This is a genomic window from Methylovulum miyakonense HT12 (genome assembly GCF_000384075.1).
Taxonomy (GTDB): Bacteria; Pseudomonadota; Gammaproteobacteria; order Methylococcales; family Methylomonadaceae; genus Methylovulum; species Methylovulum miyakonense.
This window is the reverse complement of record NZ_KB913025.1, coordinates 3903292-3926078: the sequence shown is the minus strand read 5'-3', so window position 1 is coordinate 3926078 and position 22787 is coordinate 3903292. Positions and strand designations below refer to the sequence as shown.

The 22787-nt window shown below is 55.3% G+C and carries 10 protein-coding genes; 8 read left to right on the top strand and 2 right to left on the bottom strand.

Annotation, left to right across the window (positions count from 1 at the left end; genetic code table 11):
* Positions 1-25: 25 nt before the first annotated feature.
* Entirely contained in the window at positions 26-1477 is a 1452-nt protein-coding gene (locus tag METMI_RS0119285) for a hypothetical protein (RefSeq protein ID WP_019867944.1), read from the bottom strand.
* A 74-nt stretch (positions 1478-1551) separates the two neighbouring features.
* Entirely contained in the window at positions 1552-2100 is a 549-nt protein-coding gene (locus tag METMI_RS24650) for a molybdopterin-binding protein (protein ID WP_019867943.1), read from the bottom strand.
* 334 nt (positions 2101-2434) lie between these two features.
* Between METMI_RS24650 and METMI_RS0119275 the strand changes: the two genes are divergently transcribed.
* The 8 genes from METMI_RS0119275 to METMI_RS0119235 all read left to right on the top strand — a co-directional run bounded on the left by METMI_RS0119275 (position 2435) and on the right by METMI_RS0119235 (position 22765).
* Complete coding sequence (locus METMI_RS0119275) at positions 2435-4111, top strand: hypothetical protein (protein ID WP_019867942.1); 1677 nt, start codon at positions 2435-2437, stop codon at positions 4109-4111.
* Positions 4112-4349: 238 nt separating this feature from the next.
* Positions 4350-5963, top strand: a complete 1614-nt coding sequence (locus METMI_RS0119270) for a ShlB/FhaC/HecB family hemolysin secretion/activation protein (RefSeq protein ID WP_019867941.1) — start codon at positions 4350-4352, stop codon at positions 5961-5963.
* A 9-nt stretch (positions 5964-5972) separates the two neighbouring features.
* Entirely contained in the window at positions 5973-16586 is a 10614-nt protein-coding gene (locus tag METMI_RS0119265; protein ID WP_019867940.1) for a filamentous haemagglutinin family protein, read from the top strand.
* Between the two features lie 98 nt (positions 16587-16684).
* Positions 16685-18568, top strand: coding sequence for a DUF2341 domain-containing protein (locus tag METMI_RS0119260; RefSeq protein ID WP_019867939.1), 1884 nt, complete (start codon positions 16685-16687; stop codon positions 18566-18568).
* A gap of 226 nt (positions 18569-18794) precedes the next feature.
* Positions 18795-19199, top strand: coding sequence for an ExbD/TolR family protein (locus tag METMI_RS0119250; protein WP_019867937.1), 405 nt, complete (start codon positions 18795-18797; stop codon positions 19197-19199).
* Positions 19200-19495: 296 nt separating this feature from the next.
* Complete coding sequence (locus METMI_RS0119245) at positions 19496-20176, top strand: energy transducer TonB family protein (RefSeq protein ID WP_019867936.1); 681 nt, start codon at positions 19496-19498, stop codon at positions 20174-20176.
* A 117-nt stretch (positions 20177-20293) separates the two neighbouring features.
* Positions 20294-22105 (top strand): putative porin, encoded by a 1812-nt coding sequence (locus METMI_RS0119240; protein ID WP_029151815.1) that lies wholly within the window; start codon positions 20294-20296, stop codon positions 22103-22105.
* 12 nt (positions 22106-22117) lie between these two features.
* The gene (locus METMI_RS0119235) at positions 22118-22765 is read left to right on the top strand and encodes a coiled-coil domain-containing protein (RefSeq protein ID WP_019867934.1); all 648 of its coding nucleotides are present in this window, start codon (positions 22118-22120) and stop codon (positions 22763-22765) included.
* Positions 22766-22787 lie beyond the last annotated feature (22 nt).

The window sequence follows — 22787 nt, the reverse complement described above, 5'->3', positions numbered from 1 at the left end:
AGATTGGCTGAATGCCCGCATTGCTTCACAACGCCCTCAAAAACAAAATCAAATCCAGCCGTTCCCGGTTATCAAGGCCTAGCTGAAAACGCCGGTCGTAAAAATCCAGGACATTCCCCAGTTCTTTAGCCATGCCATTGTGGAAATAGGGTGCGCGGGCGGCAAGCCCCCGCAAGGCCGGGACTTTGAAACGGCCTATATCCTGCCATTTGCCAGTAATGAGCGCACGGCCCGGATCGGTGGTTTGCAAGGTCCCACCCGTCATTTTATTGCGCAAGGTATAAAGCGGCATATCGGCCGTGCGTTGCGCCGCGTCACTGATGCCGATATTCAGGAATCTGGCTACGGAATGGCTGCCAGCGTTGGGTGCTTCGTGGCAAGTGCTGCAAGTGCCATTGATAACGCCGGGGCCGCCAAGCTCCGGCGCATCGTTAAGCCCCGGAACGCCAGAGATGACGAAAGCTTTGGTGTTGAACAGCCGTTGTCCGCGGGCTATCGCCGCCCGTATGTCAGCCAGTGCCGAAACGGTCAAACCATCCCAGATGTCGTACAAGCTGAACACTACCGGGTCACTGGGCAAGCCCGTTTTGCTGTCACCCGATAAGTCATTGACACCTTGGTAAAAACCTTGTTTCGATAAACTGGCCGGCCCGCCTTTCGCGCCTGAAACGTTAAGTGCCTTGGCGTCGTTGTCATAGATTTGGGCGGTATACAGGGCCGTTTCAAAATCAACGATATGTTTGCGTTGTTCTTGGCTTAGCGGCTGTCCTTGCGCATGGCCGGTAGTGGCGTTATTTGCCTGCCTGGCCAAATCATAGCGGATGGATCGCCCGGGGGCTGTCTCGCGCCCGTCCCACATGACGGCGCTTAAGAATTTTAAATTGGTTGCGGGAAGCGGGCGACGGAACAAGGAAAGTTCAAACAACGGGCCAAGATCTTTGGCCGTGGCAAACCCATAAGGGTCGCTGATGCCGGCCAGCTCAAATTCGGCATCAGCGGGGACTTTGAGGCCAATCCGGATCACCCCCTTGTTGAGCAGCATGCTATAGGCATTACGGCGCGCTTTAAGGGTCGAGGTTTTCGCTTTTGGCGAATTGGCGCCATCGTTGGTACGGAAAATTGGCCCGGTTCCGCCCGTGTCCTTGAAGCGCTGTAGTAAGCCCTGGGGGGTGACGCTCCAGCCCTCCTCAGGCAAATGGCAAGTCGAGCAAGCCCTGCCGTTGCTTCCTAAGGGCTGGAAAAACTCGTTGCCCAGGTCGATGCCGCCTTGTTTGCTGAATGTGGCGCTTGAACCGGAAGGATTGGGGAAGGCCGTGTTGTTTTCGATAAGCGATGTCCCGCCAGCGGCATAAACCGCATCTTGTATAAGCTGGGAAATAACCCAAAGTGCCAGTAAATGCCATAAATGACGCCATCGGCTTAAGCTGGGTATTGGCGTATTTTGTCCGTTATTCTGTGCTATAAATTTTCGTTTCATTATGCATTGCCCCGTTTAAGGAAAACGGCGCCCGGCCAGGAATGCTGCCGGGCGCTCCAAACGTTACGTCCGTATCATGGGGCTGAACGGACAATAATGGTGTTTAGATGGAACACATTCCGTCCGCCAGCCTTATCGCCAGGCATCACTAGCTTCACGGCGCCTTCGGTGTCATCCAAAGGCAATATTGCCCCGGTCGCATCGACTGTCGCAAAAGCCACCATGGCTTGTTCGCCACCGAAAGATGGCTGGATTTCCGCCATCGCGACAATAACCTGATAACAATCCGTGGCATTGATGGCCAGATATTTCCTGAGCATATCATTCTTGCGGGTGGAGTCGGTGATCACGCCCGCTTCGCTGATCAAGTCGTATAAGGGCACGCCGACAAAAGTTTTGGTGACGAGTCCGGCGGCACCGGAAAAGTAAGTCACCGTCATCTTGGATGTTTGGTAGCCGCCTAAGATTTTGGGCGTGAATGATTTGGGGTGATTGACCGCCCCTCCTAGCCTGAATCCGGATGAAGCCCCGCCGAGACAGCTGGGTGCCGCCTGGCCCAATGAGGCATATCCGAACGTAAGGATAAAAGCTAAGGCCAATGGGTGGAATATACGTGTTGTCATGTCTTGCTCCTAAATCGTTATTTACTTGAATAAATAGCCTATAGCGATTACGGCAATAGTGTCAACCTGAAATGATGGCGGAAAGGATTTTCCTCCCAACAAAGAATTTGTCTCGAAAGCGGTGTTTTGTCGCTTTTATAACAAATTGTCCTGTTGGGTATACATTTTAATGGCGTAAAACCGACATACAAATGTTGCTTATCCTTTATTTATATAGTCAAATAGATAGCGATTGCAGTTGGCATTATAGCTGCATCACAAACAAGGTTACCGCTGATTGGCTTGTAACTTAATTCCAACATCGCATTGTATTAACTTTTAAAAGAAGGCTTATATGAAAAAAATCAATACACTCGCCGCAACCGTTGCGCTGCTAATCGCTTCGCAAGGCGCAAGCGCCCTGACACCCTGGGTAGATAAGGGGCCGAATTTGACGGTTTTCATTTCAGGTGCCGTAGCCCTAACGAATGCTTATACCCAGGTGGTCACCAATACCTTGGCTGCTTCGGGTAGCTTGGACACTTTTAATGATGTTGACCCGGTCACCGGTTCTAAGGGCTCGCGTTGGACGGCCCATTACTTTACCGGGCATGCCAATTTGGGTAGCGGGCTTGCCGGTAAGAAAATCCTGTTGGTCAGGCGTACTGCGGGAGGTTCTGGTTATGGGGTCATTCCGTTGAATAGCGTTATTCCGCTTGAGCATTTAAACATTGTTGGGAAAACGTTGACGGATTGGGTCGCTGATGGGCCCGGCGCATGGAAACAAACCATAAATGCAGCTAATGCCAGCAAATATTTAGTCAAACATATTTCTGACGGTGGTTCCATCGCGGTTGACCCCAGCATTTTGTTGAAACCAGGTACAGAAAATTATCCAGACCAGCAAAATGAATTGATGACCGGATTGCCTGAGCCTGGATGGCCATTGAACACCACCAATATACCGACCACAGGCAGCAGTGCTTTTACGGTGATACCTACGGGGGGATTGGCTTACGGTGTCGCAGTCACGCTGGATTTGTATAAGGTGCTGCAAGCCGCACAAAAACGTGCCGGTTCTTTATCCAGCACTGCCATCATAGGCAATTATAGCGAAGCGGATATGCCAAACCTTAACCGGAATATGCTTGCGTCATTGCTGTCGGGCAAGATCGGGGCGTGGGACCAGATCAAAATCGTCGACAAGACCGATGGCAACAAGGTCAAGAGTTTGCTGGACAGCAGCATATTGGCGAGCGCGGGTGTTTTGGCGCCTTATAAAGAATCAACTACAGGCAACAACTTGACGCCGGTCGCGCTAGGATTAAGGAATAATGGCGCCGCGACGAGTGTGATTGCCTACTCGGTGTTCCTCAATTATCCGGGCACTAAAAATTCGGTTAGGCCTGCGGCCAAAACTGCGGATAATGCGGTGGAGGAAGACGCCTCGCTGCCTATCGTCAAGCAGCCGATTATTGTTTCCGATACCGGGACGTTGCTCAAAGATTGGCAAAACGGCACCAATATCCTGGGCTTTAACAATGTGGTGGAAGGTTTGGGTTATGCCAAACGTTGGGGGATCGCGCTCAATTCAGCCGACAGGAATAGTGCGGTCACCGCCACTGGCACGGGTGGCGACCCTTGGCGTTACATCAAGATTGATGGTTACGCGCCAACCTTGGAGAACATAGCGGCCGGGGTTTATCCTTATTGGGCGGAAGGTGTGGTGCTTTACCGTACGAATAAGAGCGGGGATCCAGGTTGGGCCTTAAAGACCAAGGTCATGAAAACGTTGGCAGATAATCTGGGCAGCCCGGCGATCATAGGCGCGGTTACAACAACCCAGGCCTGGGGAAAGACCGGTGCTTTTGCGACCACCGCCGATCCGCGTGGGTTTACCACAACCTTGCCATTTAACCCCAGCAATCCTGTCGTGCCTTTCTCGCATAAGAGCAACGGCGCCATCCATACCGAAATTGTACCGGTTGCCGATTCGGCCGCTGCTGGCGGATTGGTTGTCCAAATGAAATAAACGGCGTCCCTGTTAGCGTCAATGAGCCGCTGCTGCTTTATCAACAGGCAATCAACAGTTGTTGTTGATAGGGCAGCAGGTCCAGTCCTGTTTGCCAATAAAATAGATAATTAAATCAATTGGGTAAATGATGGCATATTATTTGCAGTACTGATTAATCACCAACATGCCATAAACAACAAACCCGCACCCATCTCTTGACACTTTTTGATAAACCGCCTGTAAGTATTCTGGTCTTATGAAGCAATTAGTACGATATGCATTAATAAGCACCAGCGCGTTGCTTTTCCCTCCCCAGTTGTGGGCAGAAAATCCGCCAGCCGCAGCAACGGAACACCCCACCGAAGCTTCACCGAAATTCGACATGCTGGAAATGCAAGTTGACGGCAACACCGTGCTGGACCAGCAATTGGTTGAAAAAACCCTGTACCCGTTTATGGGGCCGGGCAAAACGGTCGATGACGTGGAAAAAGCCCGGCAAACCCTGGAAGCCGTCTACAAGGAAAAAGGTTACCCGACGGTGCTTGTCGATATTCCGGAACAAGACGTGGTGGACGGCCTAGTGCGCCTGCGCATTGTCGAAGGCAAGGTGGATAGGTTGAAAATCACCGGTTCGCGTTATTTTTTCCTCGGCAAAATCAGGGAAAAAGTCCCCGCATTGGCGGCGGGCCAAGTGCCATATATGCCGGATGTCCAAGAACAGGTCGCCGAACTGGGTAAGGAATCCTCAGACCGCCAAGTCACGCCGATTTTCCGTGCGGGTTCAACGCCGGGGAAAACTGAGGTCGAACTGCGCGTCAAAGACACCTTGCCCCTGCATGGCAGCCTGGAGATGAACGGGCGCAATTCCGAGCATACGTCACGTTCCCGGCTAATCGCTTCCTTGCGTTATGACAACCTCTGGCAAAGCTTCCATAGCGCGTCATTGCAATACCAGGTCTCGCCGGAAAATGATGATGAAGTGGATGTCTGGTCAGGCACTTATGTGTTGCCAACGGGTTGGGCGGACACGCGTTTGGCCCTGTACGGCATCGGCATTAGCTCCAACACGCAGCTGGGTGCGAGTGTCGGCAGTTTGTCGGTGGTCGGTACCGGGGCGATTTATGGCGCACGGCTGATAAAACCCTTGGCTGGCGTCGACGCGTACAGCCACAACCTGAACTTAGGGTTTGATTACAAAAATTTCAATCAGGGCGTTAGCCAGCAAGGCCAAGACCAGCAAACGTCGCCCATCAGCTATCTGCCTTTCTTGATCGGTTACGACGCCAGTTGGCGTTATCCGGGCGTGTCAACGACGCTCAGTTCGGCGCTGCATTTCTCATTGGACGGCTTAGGCAACGAACAAGCGGAGTTTGAGAAACGCCGCTTCAAAGCCAAAGCAGGCTTTGCCTACCTGACTTCCGACCTCAAACATTTGCGCGAACTGCCTTGGGATATGCGCCTGGCGGCCCGCGCCTCCGGGCAAATCACCAATACGCCGCTAATCAGTAACGAACAGTTCGCTGCGGGCGGCCCGCAAAGCGTACGCGGTTATTTCCAGACCCAGCAACTGGGCGACGATGGCGTCAACTTGTCAGTCGAGCTGCAAAGCCCCCAATTGAAGCGCCAAAACTGGGATTTCGCCCAGAATTTGCGCCTGCATGTGTTCTTTGATTACGCCTATTTGTGGATAGACCATGCGCTCGCCCCGAACCCGACGTATTACCGCCTTGCCGGAACCGGTGCGGGCTTGCGCCTACAGTTCTTCAAACATTGGCTGGGCGAATTCGACTGGGCTTATCCGCTGGAAAAGCAAAGTACGGTCGATGTGGGCAACCAGCGGGTGGATTTCCGTCTGGCGTATGAATTTTAGGGAATCAACATGGTTAAGAGAAATATTCTGGCGGACAGTAGCGGCGTAAAACGGCCGGACGGGTTTTTAAGCCCTGTCCGCAGCTTCCAAACCAAACCATTGGTCTTGGCCATCCGCGCCCTAATCGCGGGGGGCTTGGCGGTGGGCGTGGGTATGCAGGCCGCCCAGGCCGAAGTGCCCGTGCCCTCAAGTCCGGTCACGCTATCCAACACGCCTGTTGACATCGCCACACAAGGCCACGCCACGGCGGCGGTTTCCGGCAATGCCATGACCATCAACCAAACCACCGACAAAGCCAGCATAGATTGGCAAAGCTTTAATATCGGTGCCGACAGCAGCGTGCGTTTCGACCAGCCGGCCCCGACGTCCGTGGCCTTGAACAATATCCACCAAGCCGACGCCAGCCGTATCATGGGTTCCTTGACCGCCAATGGCCAGGTTTATCTGGTCAACCAAAACGGTTTTGTATTCGGGGCAAACTCGCAAATCAATGTCAATTCCTTGGTCGCCACCACCTTAGGCATCAGCGAAACCACTTTTCAAAACGGCCTCACCAAAGCCTTCGAAACTGGCGGCGGCGCCGCTTTGCAAGGCAATGGCGAAGCGTATCTAAAAGACCGTCAGGGCCGCCTTGTCCTTGACCAGAACGGCCAAAAAATCAAGATCCAGATATTTATCGAACCCGGCGCCCATATCAAAACCAACGCCTCCGGTGGCCGTGTCATTATCGCCGCCCCTGTCATCAACAATGCCGGGACGATAGAAACGCCGGACGGGCAAACCATCCTCGCGGCGGCAAAAGACAAAGTGTATTTGCAAGAGGCGGGCAGCGATTCGGACATACGCGGTTTGCTGGTGGAAGTCGGCACGGGCGGCGAAGTGAACAACATGGGCAAAGTGTTGGCGGAACGGGGCAATGCCAGTTTGATGGGTTTTGCCGTCAACCAGCAAGGCATCGCTTCGGCCACGACTTCGGTCAGCCTTAACGGTTCAGTGCGTTTGTTGGCACGCGAAGGCATACAAGACCCGTCCGGGACGGGCGGAAAGCTGCTGCCTAAAGCCACGGTCAGGAACACCGCGCTTGATGACGGTTTAGGCACGAAAGCCACCGTGCATCTGGCCAGCGGCAGTGTGACCGGCGTGGCCTTGGATGCCGACAAGGCCGCCACGGCGATAGATGCGCAGGCGCAAACCCCTTCCCGGATTGAAATCAGCGGGCATGATGTCTATCTGCACCAGCGCTCCCTCGTACAGGCAAAATCCGGTGACATCACTATCGCCGCCATAGACAACCCCACCGATAGCGCTGAAAAAGGGGATGCGCGGATTTTTCTGGAATCGGGCAGCGTGGTTGACGCCTCAGGGGTCAAAGACGTGAAATTGGCAATGGAACGCAATGTCCTGACCGTGGAATTACGTAAAAATGAATTGCGTGACGCGCCGTTGCAGCGTGACGGCGTCCTCTACGGTAAAAAAGTCAATGTTGACCTACGCGATGCGGCGTTAACCAGGGATGCTGACGGCAAGTTAGTTAGCGCAACCATTCCGGTGGCTGACATCAAGGGGGCGTTTGACCGTATTGCCCGCAATATCGACGAGCGCAGCACCGCCGGTGGCTCCGTGAGTTTTAAATCCACTGGCGATGTCGTCACCCAATCGGGCAGCGTGGTTGATTTTTCCGGTGGTTCGGTGGTGTATCGGGATGGCTTTATCGAAACCACTAAGCTGGTTGCGGACGGGCGCGTCTATGATATTTCCACCGCCGATGCCAACCGCCATTACACCAGTATCTTAGGCCAAGTTTCCAGTGCGCATCCCAATTGGGGGGTCACCGACACCTGGAACATCCCGGCTTTGGGCAGCAAACGCTTTGAATCCGGCTACATCGAAGGCAAGGCGGGCGGCTCATTCAATATAGCCGCTTACGAAATGTCCCTGAACGGTACGCTGGATGGCTCAACCATTGCCGGGACCTTGCAACGGACAACGGCTGAACGGGCCTTAGGTAGCACGTTTGGCGTTGACCTAAGCAACAACACCCTGCTGGGCAAGCAGGACGTGGTTTTCAATAAAAGCGGGCAAACCATCGACATCAATTTTGATGGGGCTTTGCCAAGAAAATCCCCCGGCTCCCCTGAAGCGGCGGCCTTGGAATTTGATGCCGGTTTGTTCAAACGCTCTGGCATCAGCCATGTCAACATCAAGATCAACGGTACGGTCAGCCTGCAAAAAGAAGCCCGCTTGGATTTGCCGGAAGACGGTAGCCTGGATCTGGCGGCGACGGGTATTAATATCCAGGGTTCCATCACCGCCCCCTCTGGTGAAGTCAACCTTAAGCCTATCGTCATCATCAACAATACCGGCGAAAAGCAGTTGTTGCCTAGCACGGTGACGTTAGGCCATTCGGCGCTGATTGATGTGTCAGGGCTGTGGGTGAACGACGTTTTGGACAGCAAGCCAGGCCATCATTTGGGCGTGATCGCCAGTGATGGCGGTTCGGTGGCATTGGCTTCCGAGCAAGGGGACTTGCGCTTGGAACGGGGTAGCCGCATTGATGCCAGCGGTGGCGCGTGGCTAGATAACCAGTCGCAAATTCACGCCGGGCGGGGCGGGGACATCACCTTGGCCGCCGCCACCCACGATGGCGGCGGTGCGCCTTCTAGCCTGATATTGGACGGCAAACTGGCGGCTTGGGGCGTCAGTGAAGGCGGCGGTTTGACAATAAGCACTAACGAAGTGGTGATAGGTTCCGCCAGTGATGCGCCTGTGCACAACCCTTCGACAAGCTCAGGACAGGCTCCTTCGGCAGGGTCAGGACAGGTTCCTGCGGCGGGCGCGGGGCAAGCGATGGCGCCACTGATACTTAACCCCGGCTTTTTCCGTCAAGGCGGTTTTTCGGATTACCACATCACCTCCACCGTTTATGGGCTAAAAGTCGCCGATAACGTCCAAATCAAGCCCCAGCAAAAAAACCTGGTGTTGGATAGCACCGTCACCGGGCAGGCTTCGGGCGGGGAGCTACAGGACTTCAGCACTATCGCCACCTTGCCCGATAGCGAAAGGAAGCCCACCAACCTGGCCTTATCTTTTAGCGAACTGTTGACGCAAAACCGCGCCGAATCGTTGACGATAGGCAAAGGCGCGTCAATCCAGGCCGATCCTGGGGCTACGGTTGCGTTGGCTTCCGACACCTCGGTGTCCGTTGACGGTACGGTCAGCGCACCGGGCGGCAATATCGCCATCACCATCAACACGCCTGCCGTCGAAAAGGGCTTCTTCGCTTCCCAAGGCATTTGGTTAGGGGCGGACAGCCGTTTATTGGCAAAAGGCGTGTTCAAGCCAGAAGTCAACGGTTTTGGCCTAAAGACAGGCCAAGTCATGTCCGGCGGTTCGATCAGCCTGACCGCCAAGCGCGGTTACATTGTTGCGCGTGACGGTTCGGTCATGAATGTCTCGGGCACTTCGGAAAAACTAGATTTCCAACAAACCAGCCCGGCCAATGCGAAGGTCATCAAGGTTGTCCAGGAAGACATCGCTTCAGAGGGCGGTAGCATCATCCTGAAAGCCGGTGAAGGCATTTTGGCCGATGGCGCATTCCGCGCCAAAAGCGGTGGTGGCCGTGCGGCGGGCGGGACATTGGATGTCGAAATGAACAAAGGCTTACGTGGCAAACCTACTGAGCAGAACCGTGGCGACCCGTTCCCGGATGACGTTAATGCCGCATTGCCACGCACGATCGTCATTGCTGCCGATGACAAAAACGCCATCCCCAAAAACCTGGCACAAGGCGGCGATATCGCCTCCGGTGCTTACAGTGGCCGGGCTTTATTCAATGACAAGCAAATCAACAATGGCGGCTTTGATTCATTGTTGTTCAAGTCCGATGTGTTGGGCGCCAATGGCAAATACGCAGGGACTATCCAGTTTAAAGGCGATGTCGCGTTAAATGCGGCGCGGCAAATAGTCTTGGATACGCCCACGCTAAAAACCTCCCATGGCCAAGTGGTTTTGGATACGGCTTATGCCCAATTAGGTTCCAGCCAAAGCCGTATTGACACCAGCATAGGCGAAGGCAAATTCTCGACCACACTGGCGCCTAGCGCCAAAACCGGGCCAGGCAAATTCAGCGTCAATGCCAAAAGCATAGACCTGATAGGGGGCTTGAGTTTTGACGGTTTTAATAAAGTCAATCTTGTCAGCCGTGGCGATTTACGTACGGTGGGTATCCGGACCAATACGGACACCAAGGATTTCTTGGGGGAAATGCATCTGGCCGGAAATTTGACGATCAAGGCCAGCCAAGTCTATCCCGCCACCTTGACGGACTACAAAATATCCGTCGGCGGCAAAGGCAACGAAACGGTCAAAATCCTTAAAAGTGGCGGCAACCCCGCCCCCGTCTATTCCGCCGATGGCAATTTGACCATCAGCGCACCGGACATCATCCAACGCGGCGTCGTGAAAGCCCCGTTCGGTTCGCTGGTGCTGGACGCCAGTAAAAAACTGACCCTGGCGTCCGGTAGCCTGACATCCGTTTCCGGTGGCGGCCTGACCGTGCCCTTCGGCCAAGGTTCGGGCGGCTTGAATTGGTTGTATCCGCTGGACAGCACGGGCAACACCAATATTGTCATCGACAGCCCCCCTGAGAAGCGCATCGCGTTAAACGGCAAAAACATCGCCTTAAAGGACGGTGCAAAAGTTGACCTGTCCGGTGGCGGGGATTTGTATGCTTACGAATTTATCACCGGCCCGGGTGGTTCCAACGATGTGCTGGACGCCAATGCCGTAGGCTTCACGCAAAAATTTGCGGTGATCCCAAGCTTAGGCAACGCGCCCGCTCCTTATGACCCACAAGAATCCGCCAGTTCCGGCTTAACGGTCGGTGACAGCATTTACCTGAGTTCCGGTTCGAATTTAACAGCGGGTTGGTACACCTTGCTGCCAGCCCATTACGCGCTGTTGCCAGGGGCTTATCTGGTCACGCCACAGGCCGGTACGCAGGATATGCAGCCTGGCCAAGCCACCACCGACCTTGCCGGAAGCACCATCGTCGCAGGCCGTTACGGTGTCGCCAGCGTAGGGACTGCCGATGCCCGTTGGCAAGGTTTTGCCGTCGAACCAGGCAGCATCGCGCGTACCCGTTCCCAATACACCGATTATTTTGCCAATTCATTTTTCACTGCCAAAGCCGTGGCGGATGGGACGGTGGTCTCGGCCTTACCCCAAGATGCGGGAAGCCTTGCTATTACCGCGCAAACGGGTTTGACACTAGGCGCGGAATTGGCGGCGGCCCCTGCCGATAAAGGCCGTGGCGGGCAAGTGGACATCAGCGCCGACCATCTGGCCATTGTCGGCCGGCGTGAAGAATTGTCCGCGGCCAGCCTAGGCACGGTCAGTTTATTGGCGGACGATCTGAACAAACTCAAGGCTCCTAGCCTGTTGCTGGGTGGTGTGCGCAGCAAAGCCAAAAGTGGGCAGCGGGTGGCGGTGTCGTCACAAACCTTGAGCATCGAAGGTGATGTGGCTTTGCAAGGCGACGAGCTGATATTGGCGGCGAGCCAGGAAGTGCGGGTCAAAGCGGGCGCCGTGGTGGCAAGCACGGGCAAGGGCATCGGCAATGGCGTTGGCCTTGTGGTGTCAAATTCAGGGAAAAACAACAGTGACGGCGCGTTGCTGCGGGTCTCGGCGTCCGCCCAGGCGGAAGTGACCCGTGATAAAACGGTGACCGGAAAATCCGGCACGCTAATCGTTGAGAACGGGGCGCACCTCAAGTCAGGCCATTCGATGCTGTTGGATTCCACCAAAGACACGGTATTCGATGGCGCGATTGACATGCAGGGCGGCTCCTTGGCGTTGAAGGCCAGCAAAATCAGTTTGGGGGCGGCCCCTACCGGCACTTCCGGCCTGGTGCTGTCTTCCACGCAGTTTACCCTGGATGAATTAAAACTCACCAGCGCCAGCGATTTTGACATTTATGGTGGTGTCACTGTCAACACCGGCCTATTGGGCATCGACGCTGCACACATCAACGGCTTTGATAACGCGGGTGCGGCCGCCATCTTGACCGCGGACACCATCACCTTAACCAATACCGGCGCCAAATCCGCCAGCACCGGCAATGGCGATGGCACATTGTCGCTAAACGCCAAGGAAATCGAATTAGGTGGGGGCGATTATGCGGTCCATGGCTTTGCCCAAGTCAATCTGAACGCCACCACCGCCATTAAAGGCGCGGGGCAATTGCTGGATAAAACCACCGGACAAAGTTCCTTGGCGGCGGCTGGCAAGTTGACGGTGGCGGGCGGTTTGAACCTTAATGCCGGGCACTTCATCGGCGACGCGGGGGCGACCACGGTGATTGATGCCAGCGGGCATCACGTGGACATCTCGGCCTTGGGTGCGGATAACCCCGCTTGGGCTAATGGTCTGGGCGCCAGTTGGGCCATCACAGGCGACGCCATCACCAGCAACGGGCGTTTTGATTTGCCGTCCGGCATCCTCAAACTCACGGCTTTGAAAGGTGATATTGACCTGGACAACGGTTCGCGCATGGACGTGTCAGGCCGCAGTATCAGCTTCGCCGGCTTGGTCAAATCCTCATCGGCGGGACGCGTGTCGCTGTCGGCAACGGAAGGCGACATCAACTTGGCGGACGGTGCGGCCATTAACCTTGCCGGAGCCAGCGACGGCCAGCAACAAATCAGCGATGCCGGATTATTGGACGTCCGCGTTGCCAAAGGCCAATTCCATTGGGACGGCGACATCGCGGCCTTGAACAACGCGGCCGCCAACAGCGCGCTCAAGCAAGGCCAATTCAGCCTCGATGCCAACCGCTTCGGTGCAGGCGGTTTCTCCGCACTTAACGATAAGCTCATGGCGGCGGGCTTCACGCAGGCCGTGCACTTGGAACAACGCACGGGCGACGTGGCGGTAGCCGCCAGCGACATTGTCAACGCCCGGCAATTCACCTTGCTCGCCGACCAAGGCCAAGTCACCATCGACGGCAAAATCAACGCCAGCGGCAAGCAAGCAGGCGAGGTGTCCATTTACGGGCGCGATGGCATTACCTTAGGCGCGACCGGCACTATCACCGCCACCGCCAGCACTGCCGGTAACGCGGGCGGACGGGTCACGCTGGACACCGTCTATCGTGACGGCACGGGCAGTGGCTTGCTGGACCTGTCGCAAACAGGCGGCGTGATTGACGTGTCCGGCGGCGCCGATGGCGCGGGCGGTTCGGTGCATTTGCGTACCGGACGTGATGATGGGTTGCATACCGTCAATGCTACCGGCATCCATACCCGCATCATCGGGGCCGACGCCAAACGCACGGCTTTGGAGGCGACCCGCGTTTATGACGGGCAAAGCACCATCAAATCGAAAGACATTTCTACTTGGCAAAAAGACACCGGCAAGTTTATGGCGGCTGCGCCGGAGTTGGCGAATTTCTCCGGCACCGCCATTGATTTATTGCCGGGCCTTGAGATCCGGGGTGCGGACAAGCTGGTGCTGGCAAGCCAATGGGATTTGCTGGGCTGGCGTTATAGCGATAGCCACGGTGATAAAACTTTGCCGGGTTTCCTGACACTACGGGCGGGCGGTGATTTGGACATCAACGCGACGTTGACCGATGCCTTCGCCACCGCCTTCATCCCTGGGCAATCGTCCATGCAACTGCAAGACGTGCTGCAACCCGGACGTTCCTGGAGTTACAACCTGATTGCCGGCGGCGATGTCAATTTGGCCAGCAGCTATCTTGCCCCCGATGCTTATGGGACGGGTGAAACCGTCAATACCCAAGTGATGGTCCGGACCGGCACGGGGGACATGACCCTTGACGCGGGTGGCGATATCCGTTTTGTCAGCGACCCCAATGACAGCACCGCCGCGGCGGCGGTGTACACGATGGGCACGACGGCCGAATATACGCGTGCCCAATTGTTAAGCGGCGCAGTGCCTGGCGTCCCTGTGAAATTGGCGGGCGAGAGCGATGCCGATTACCTGAACCGCCTAGACCCGGCACAAATGGACACGCTGTTGCGTTACGGTTATTTTAACGAATCCTTATTAGGCCTCGTGTTTACGGTCGCCGAATATCCTACCCAAGGCGGCGCGGTCAATTTACGGGCGGGCGGCAATATTCATGGCGTCAATACCGGACAAGAGACCAGCGACTGGCTGGTGCGTAGCGGTGTTTTGGATGAAAATAGCCGCCCGACCGCGTGGGGCATCAACATCAGCGGCGACCGCACCAATGCCATCAATGGCATTTCCTCGAAAGGCAAACACTACTTCAACCAGAACATCGGCTCTTTGGCTGGTGGTGATGTGAGTGTCGTTGCGGGCGGGGATGTGACTGACCTTTCCGTGATGTTGCCGACCACGGGCAAACCGTTTGGCAAATTAAGCGATGCGACCAACCAATGGCTGGCAACCGGCACGGTGGTCAATGGCGGCGGCGATTTGCAGGTTAGCGCCGGCAATGACATTGTTGGCGGCGAGTATTTTGTCGGGCGCGGCACGGCGAATTTGGATGCGGGCGGCAGTGTCAGCAAAGCCGGTAACGGCTTGGGGGCGGTGCTCGAACTCGGTGATGGCACGGTCAACGTGCAGGCGCGGCAAGATGTGGTGGTCGCCTCCGTGTTCAACCCCACCGTGCTCAAACAAAACAATGTCTTGCCTACGGCGGCTGGCGGCGATTCCCGGTTCTTCACGTACGCTGACCGCAGCGCGGTGGACCTGAAGGCGGTGGCCGGCAATGTCGTGCTGGACAACAACGTTGATGGCATCCGGGCGGCAAAAAATATTGATACCAGCAGTTCTTCAGGTTTTGAATATGCCGTCTATCCGGGCAGCTTACGTGCCGCCGCCTTGTCGGGCGATGTGCGCATCAACCGTTCGATGACGTTGATGCCGTCGGCGCAAGGCGGATTGGAATTGCTCGCGGGCCGTAACATCGGCACCGACAGCGATGCCGCGCAATTGATCAACATCAATATGTCCGATGCCGACCCTGCCTTTTTGCCTGGCGTCAACACGCCCACCCAACAGCTGGAAGGCAGCCTTAGCGATGGCCTGATCCGGGCGCGTGAACGCTTGGACCCGTCCACACCGGACGCCACCTTGATCCACGCCGCCACGCCCATCCATAGCGGCGATCGCTCCAAACCTGCGGTTATCGCCAAAGCGGGCGACATCGCTTTCGCCTCCAGTTCGGAAGTGACGTTTTTTCTGCCCCAAGCGGCTGATTTTATTGCCGGACGCGACATTAATAACCTCAGCTTGTCCGGCCAGAACTTGTCGGTGAATGACGTCACCCGTGTCAGCGCAGGCCGCGACCTCCGTTTTGACGCGCTCATCAATAGCGATGGCATTGTGCAAGCCAACGATAAACAAATCGAACTGGGCGGTCCCGGGCAATTGCAAATCCAAGCGGGCCGCAACATCAGCCTGGGCGGTTCGGCGGGCATCAACACCATCGGCAACACCAAGAACGCCGCATTGTCATCGGCCGGTGGTGCGGACATCAATCTGCTGGCGGGGATTTCTGACCAAGTGGATTACGCGGGTTTCATCAAAAAATATTTCACGCTGGCTGGCGATTACCTTAAGAACCTGAATATCGCCGATGATAACGGCAACAACGTGGTGGCGGGTTTAACACCGGAACAAAAACTGGCCTATCTTGGGCAACTGTCCGACCCACGTAGGCAAAAGCTGGTGTTGGATGTCATGTACAACGAAATCAAATTGTCCGCCGCCAAAGCCGCCGTTGCCCCGGAAGCGCAGCGCAAGGCCCTATACCAACAAGGTTTTGATGCGATTGCCGCGTTGTTCCCGGGCAGCAAATACCAAGGCGATTTGTCGCTGGTGTTCAGCCAAATCAAAACCCTCGCGGGCGGCGGCATCAACCTTGCCGTACCTGGCGGTGCGGTCAACGTGGGCTTGGCGGGCAAAGTCGGCGGCATTGCCAAAGGCGCGGATGAGCTGGGTATCGTCGCCCAACAAAGCGGCGATATCAACGCCATCAGCCAAGGTGATTTCAACGTCAACCAATCCCGCGTGTTCACGATGGGCGGTGGCGACATCGCCATCTGGTCGTCCAAAGGCAATATCGACGCGGGCAAGGGCGCGAAATCGGCGATTTCCGCCCCTGCGCCGATCACAAGCGTGGATTCCAAAGGCAATATCATCACCGTCTTTCCGCCGATTGTCTCGGGCAGCGGTATCCAAACCATCAACCCGCAAGACAAAACCAAGAAACAAGGCAATGTCTATTTGGCCGCTCCGGTCGGGATTATTGACGCGGGTGAAGCGGGCATCAGCGGTGGCAACATCGTCATCGCCGCCACAGCGGTGGTCGGGGCGTCGAACATTTCCGCATCCGGCGGTTCGGTCGGTGTGCCTACCGCCGTGACCACGCCCGTGGTGCCATCTGGCGCGTCCAGCGCCGCCGCCAGCGCCGCCAAACAAGCGACCACCGGTAATGAAGAGGAAGACAGTAAAACCAACGACAGCGACAAGAAGAAAGCCGCCGTCAGTTTGCTCAGCGCCGATGTGGTGGGCTATGGCGAGTGTAGCGTCGCCGATGTGCGTGATGGCAAGAAAGGCTGCGGCGGTTAAGGAAATGTCGGTCGGGTTACGCTATTTGCCAACAGTAGGCGGCCCGACGAAAAAGCTTGCCTGGCATCCGAATTTTTAATACCAACGAAATCTAAACTATGAAAAGCCTTATTCAAAACCCCATCACACTAGCGGTGTTGCTATTGCTGATGATCCCCACCGCCGCTTCGGCTTGGTGGAACAACGACTGGACATCACGCAAGCCTTTGACGGTGGATGCCGCCACAACGGGCGCGGACATCCAGGAGACCCTCAGCGATGTGCCGGTGCTGTTGCGCTTGCATACCGGCAACTTCGGCTATTTCGCCGAACTCGCCGAACATGGCAAGGACTTGCGCTTTATGTTGGATGACAAAACCGCGCTCAAGCACGCTGTCGAAAAAATCGACCCGCTGGCCGAATTGGGTTTGGTTTGGGTGAAGTTGCCGACCGTGCGCGGCGGGGCCAGCACCGATTCGTTCATGATGTATTACGGCAACGCCAACGTCGCTGATGCCTCCGATCCCCAAGGCATTTATGACGTCAACCAAGCCTTGGTCTACCATTTCAGCGAAGGCGAAACCCTGCCTCACGACGCCACGGCGTATGCGCTGAACGCTTCCGCGTCAAAAGTCACGGCTGATCCGGCGGGTTGGATAGGCGCGGCGGCAAAATTTGACGGGCAGGGTGGCATTAGCGTCGATGCCGCACCGCCATTGGCGATTACGCCGGACAGCGGTTGGACATTCAGTACCTGGGCGAAAATTGGCCAAGACCAGAATGCCGTGCTGGTGCAGGCGATAGACGGCGACAACAAACTGGCGGTGACCTTGCAGGGCACGGCCTTGACCGCTGTCTACCGCAATGCCCAAGGCGAAGTGAAAACCGCCGCCGCGCCCGTCACGCTGGGGCAATGGCAGCATATCGCCGTCACGGCACAAAAAGATAAACTCACGCTGTACCTCAACGGACTAGCGGTCGGCAACACCCCGATCAATTTGTTGGCCATGACCCCGTCGCTGCTGGTCGGCGAAGGCCTCGTCGGCCTGCTGGATGAAGTGCAAGTCGCCAAACAAGCGCGGAGTGGCGACTGGCTGAAATTCCAATTCCGCAGCCAAAGCCCTGATTTCACCACCGTCAACTTTGACCAGGACGAATCCGGCGGCGCCGCCGAAGGCCCGAATTATTTCGTCATCATCCTGCAAAGCTTGACCGTCGATGGTTGGGTGGTCATCGCCTTATGCGGCGTGATGCTGGTCATCAGCGCCTTGGTCATTATCGGCAAAACGGTGGCCTTGAAACGGGCCACTAAAGACAACGCCGCCTTCCTCAAACAATACCGCAACGTCGATGCCGAACATTTGGGCGATTTGGACAGGGACGAAGACGAAGAAGACGAGGAAATCAGTGATTCGGAGTTCCTGTCATCGCTGATCGGCAAACACGACCATTTCCAAGGCTCGCCGATTTACCACATCTACCATGCGGGTGTGCATGAGCTGAAAATTAATTTCACGGATAGTTCGGTGCTGACCGCCGAAGGCCTGAACTTAGTCCGTACCCGCCTGGATGCGGCGGTCGTGCGCGAAACCCAAAAGCTCAACAAAAATATGGTGTTATTGACCATCGCCATTTCCGGCGGCCCGTTCTTGGGGCTGTTGGGTACGGTGTTGGGGGTCATGATCACTTTCGCCGTGATTGCCGCGACGGGCGATGTCAACATCAACTCCATCGCCCCGGGCATTTCCGGTGCGTTGCTGGCGACGGTCGCGGGTTTGGCGGTGGCGATCCCGGCCTTGTTTGCCTACAACTATCTGCTCACGCAAATTAAGGACCTCACCGCCGACATGCACGTGTTCACCGATGAATTTTTGGCGATGGTGTCCAAGCGTGTGGCTGACCGGCAACGCAGCGATAACGGCTTGAATGTGATGTTCACCGAAGAATTCATCAACCTGATCGCCGAACGTATCGCCGCGAAACAATTGGGGCAAGTGTCATGACTAGCAACGCCGTATTGATGTTATCTCTTGTCCACGAAAAACACGAATACCCTCTGGGGCACAAGAGGCACGAAAAAAATAGCGGCAGCCGCTGGACGGGGTTTGCTACCCCGTCCGTAACGTTTCAAAACACCTACAGATACACGAAACCTTACGGAACAGGTAACAAACCCGTTCCGGCTTTCGTCCTCGGACGCATTGCCACCAAACAACTGAAGCAAGCATCATGAAAGCGAACGAAGAAGGCAAGGTTTACGACGACATCAACATCACGCCGATGCTCGACGTGGCCTATGTGTTGTTGCTGATTTTCATCATCATGACCACGGCGACCGTGCAGGGCATCACTGTCAACTTGCCCAAAGCCAGCAGCACGCCGTCCTTGTCCAAACCCAAGACCAAGGCGATTTCCATCACCAAAGACGGCACGGTGTATCTGGACACTTACCCGATTTCGCTGGCGGACTTGGAAACGCGCCTGGGCCAGTACAAAGCCGCCACGCCGGATTTGCCGGTGGTCGTGAAAGCCGACGCCGCCGTACAGTACGAGAAAGTCATTGAAGTGCTGGATATTGTCACGCGTTTGGAAATCAGCCAGCTCGGTTTGGTGACGCAGAAACTGGTGAAGTAGGCGGTGATGAAGCAAATGGTTATGGAACAAAAAGGTTGTCCACGAAAAACACGAAAAAGCCTTAAAAAGGTTTCGGTAGTGTTGCACTGTGGTTTCTTCGTAGGGCGGGCAAACCGCTTTATCGTTTGCCCGCCTTTGCTATGGATAACGGTGGGCAGGACAGCGTTGCCCACATATCTAAAATTTTCAGGCCAGTTTTCATTCAACCACGACCAAAATTCTTTTGATTTTTTTCGTGTCTCTTGTGCCCCAGAGGGTATTCGTGTTTTTCGTGGACAAATCTTAGGACGTAACGGATGACAACATTACCCAAACATCAACGCTGGTTACGTAATCTGCCATTGATCATCGGCATTATCTTGGCTTTGGCCATTGCGGTGGCGGTGTATTTTCTGCAAGGCCTGTTCCCCAAGCCCGCGCAGCCGAAAAAGCAGATGCAGCAGATCACGATGATCCAACCGCCTCCGCCACCCCCGCCGCCGCCTGAAGTGAAACCGCCGGAACCCGAACCTGAGCCGGAAAAAATGCCGGAGCCGGAACCTGAGAAAGAACCGGAACCCGCGCCGGAAGAAGCCCCGGAACCTGCGGGCGAGGAATTGGGCGTGGATGCCGAAGGCGGTGCCGGTTCAGATGGTTTTGGTTTGGTCGGCAAGAAAGGCGGACGCGGCTTGTTGGGCGGTACGGGTGGCAGCGCAATCCTTTGGTACGGCGGCCAAGTCAAACGTGGCCTGGAAGAAGAATTGCAGCGGGTGTTGGCGGACAGCCCCGCGCGGAAGGCATCTTACAGTGTGCAATTGCAAGTGTGGGTCAATGCTGACGGTAGCGTCGACCGCGCTGAATTGGCCAATTCCAGCGGCAAACCGGAAGTCGACCAGGCCATCCGTGCGGCCTTGCCGGGCTTGCGTTTTAGCCTTCCGAAAGCGCCGCCGGAGAATATGCCGCAGCCGTTGAAAGTACGGGTGACCTCAAGGATGTAGGATGGGTTGAACGAAGGGAAGCCCATCAAACCACGAATATGATGGGCTTCGTACCTCAGCCCATCCTACAAGATGTATCAAAACAAGAAAAACTCAGATTTTGAATTAAGAGAAAACATGATGACCAAAAAAACCTTAGCGGCCTTATTGGCTAGCTCGTTGGTGACGCCGATCATGGCGGACGAGAAAGCCGAACTGCTCAAGCTCAGGCAAGACATTGCCAAGGAGCGGGAGGAACTGCTCGACCTTAAAAACACCACCGCCAATCTGATTGACGTGTTCGTGCAACAAGGCCTTTTGGATAAACAAAAAGCCGAGACCCTGATGAAAGCCGCCAAAGCCAAAGCGGCAGTCGAGGCCAAACAGCAATTGGCGGCGGAAAATGCCGAAAGCAAGGCGACTGATGGGCAGGACACGGCAAAACCTAAAGAGCCCAAGAGCATCCGTTTTGCCTACGTGCCTGAATTTGTGAAAGAAGAAATCCGCCAAGAAGTCATCGCGGGTTTGACGGGCAAAGTGGTGACGGAAGTCAAGGCCGATGCCAAAAAGGAAAAATGGGGCGTGCCCGCCGCCTTGCCGGAATGGTTGGACAATATCAAAATTTCCGGCGACATCCGCTTGCGTGCGCAGGATGATTTTTTTGGCTCGGAGAATCCGCAAAACGCTTATTTGGATTATCTAAATATCAACCATGAAAGCGGTGTTTTGGCGGCCCAAAACAAAAACGAAGCGTTTTTGAACACCACCGAAGACCGTACACGCTTTCGCGAACGTTTCCGTATTGCGATTGATGCCAAAGTTACCGATGGTTTAAAGGCGGGGGTACGGTTTACGACCACCAACGAATTCAGCCCCGTTTCCAGCAACCAGACGTTGGGCAACACCGGACAAACGTACCAAGTCGCTTTTGACCGTGCGTTTATCCAATATGATTTCCTGGATAGCAAGAACAACGACTGGTTCAGCCTTTACGGCGGGCGCATTGCCAATCCGTGGATGTCTACGGAAATGCTGTACAGCCCTGATTTGAGTTTTGAAGGTTTTGCCGGAACTTTCCGTTGGCACATGAACCAAGGCAACGCGGTGGTGAAAAATTATCACGCCGCCCAACCGAACTCACGTTTTGGCTTGCAGATGGGCCCGCAAACTCCCGATTCGCTATTCCTGACCTTGGGCGCGTTCCCCATCCAAGAAGTCAATTTCTCAACGATTGATAAATGGCTGTTTGGCGGCCAAGTAGGGGCTGATTGGTTGGTGCATAACGATTCCAGGTTGAAAGTGGCGGCGGCCTATTACGATTACCAAAATCTCCGGGCACGCGCCAATGGCCGTGACAGCTTCACTTATGACTGGACAGCCCCGCAGTTTGTTGAAAAAGGCAACACCATGGTGCCCATCAATGTCAATGACGGCTTTAACAGCCGCTGCACCGACAGCCAAAGCTTGCAAGGCCAAGGCTGCTTGTTTGGCCTGGCGTCCGATTTCAAAATTTTTAACGCCACGGTCATGTACGATTTTGCCGATTTTGCCCCGACCCATGCCTTGGTGTCGTTGGATTATGCGAAAAATTTGGGTTATGACGCTAACCGTATCGAGCGTGAATTCCCAGGGTATTTAGGTGGCAACAACAAGGAACGGACGGACGCCTTCCAAATCCGCTTGGATGTCGGCAAGCCCGAAATCAAATATTTCAAAGACTGGAGCACCATCCTCGCCTACCGTTATATCCAGCGCGATGCGGTCTTGGATGCGTTCACCGACACCATTTTCCATCAGGGCGGAACTGACGCCAAAGGTTGGATGATAGGCGGTAACTATGGTCTGGCGAAGAACACCTGGCTGATGTTCCGTTGGTTCAGCACCGAAGCGATTGACGGCCCGCCACTGGACATCAATACCCTCACCATGGATTTGAACATGCGTTTGTAAGCGGAGGCCGACATGAACCAGATCCCTAAAATTTACTGTTTGCTAGTGCTGTGCCTGCTGGGTTCGGAAACTGTCGCCGCACCGAAACCGGAATCGGCCGGTCAGCAGGCCTTGAAAAAAGCCCAAGGCGTCGTCCGGCAATTGACCGAAGAAAAGCAGGCCCTTGAAACCGAAAAAACCGCGTTGCTGGAGCAGGTGAAAAAGCTTGAGCTTGTCGCGAAACAAATCGGGCCTTTGCAAGGTGAAATCCTGCTGCATAAAACCCAGGAAGACACTCTGCGCAACACCAACAGTACGTTAGAAGCGCAATTGCAGCGCGAACGCGAGAAACAACAGGACTTGCACCGCAAAATCAAAGAAATCGTCGCCCAAGCCAAACAAATCCAGAGCGATAACCAGTTGTTGGTGTCAGCTGTCAACGAGCGTGAACGTTGGATCAAACAATGCACGGACAAAAACAGCGGTTTGCTTGAAGCCAACCGGGCATTGGTCGGTAAATATCAGGACAAGGGGTTTTGGGACAAGGTGGCGGAAATCGAACCGTTTACTGGTTTAGGCAAAGTCGAAACCCAAAATACCGTGGAGGCCTACCAATTCAAATTGGAGGACCTTAAAGTCACCGGCTTTACGGATAAGACGGAGCTTAGTCCGCCTAAATGATCCATGGGGAAAATCAAGTTGA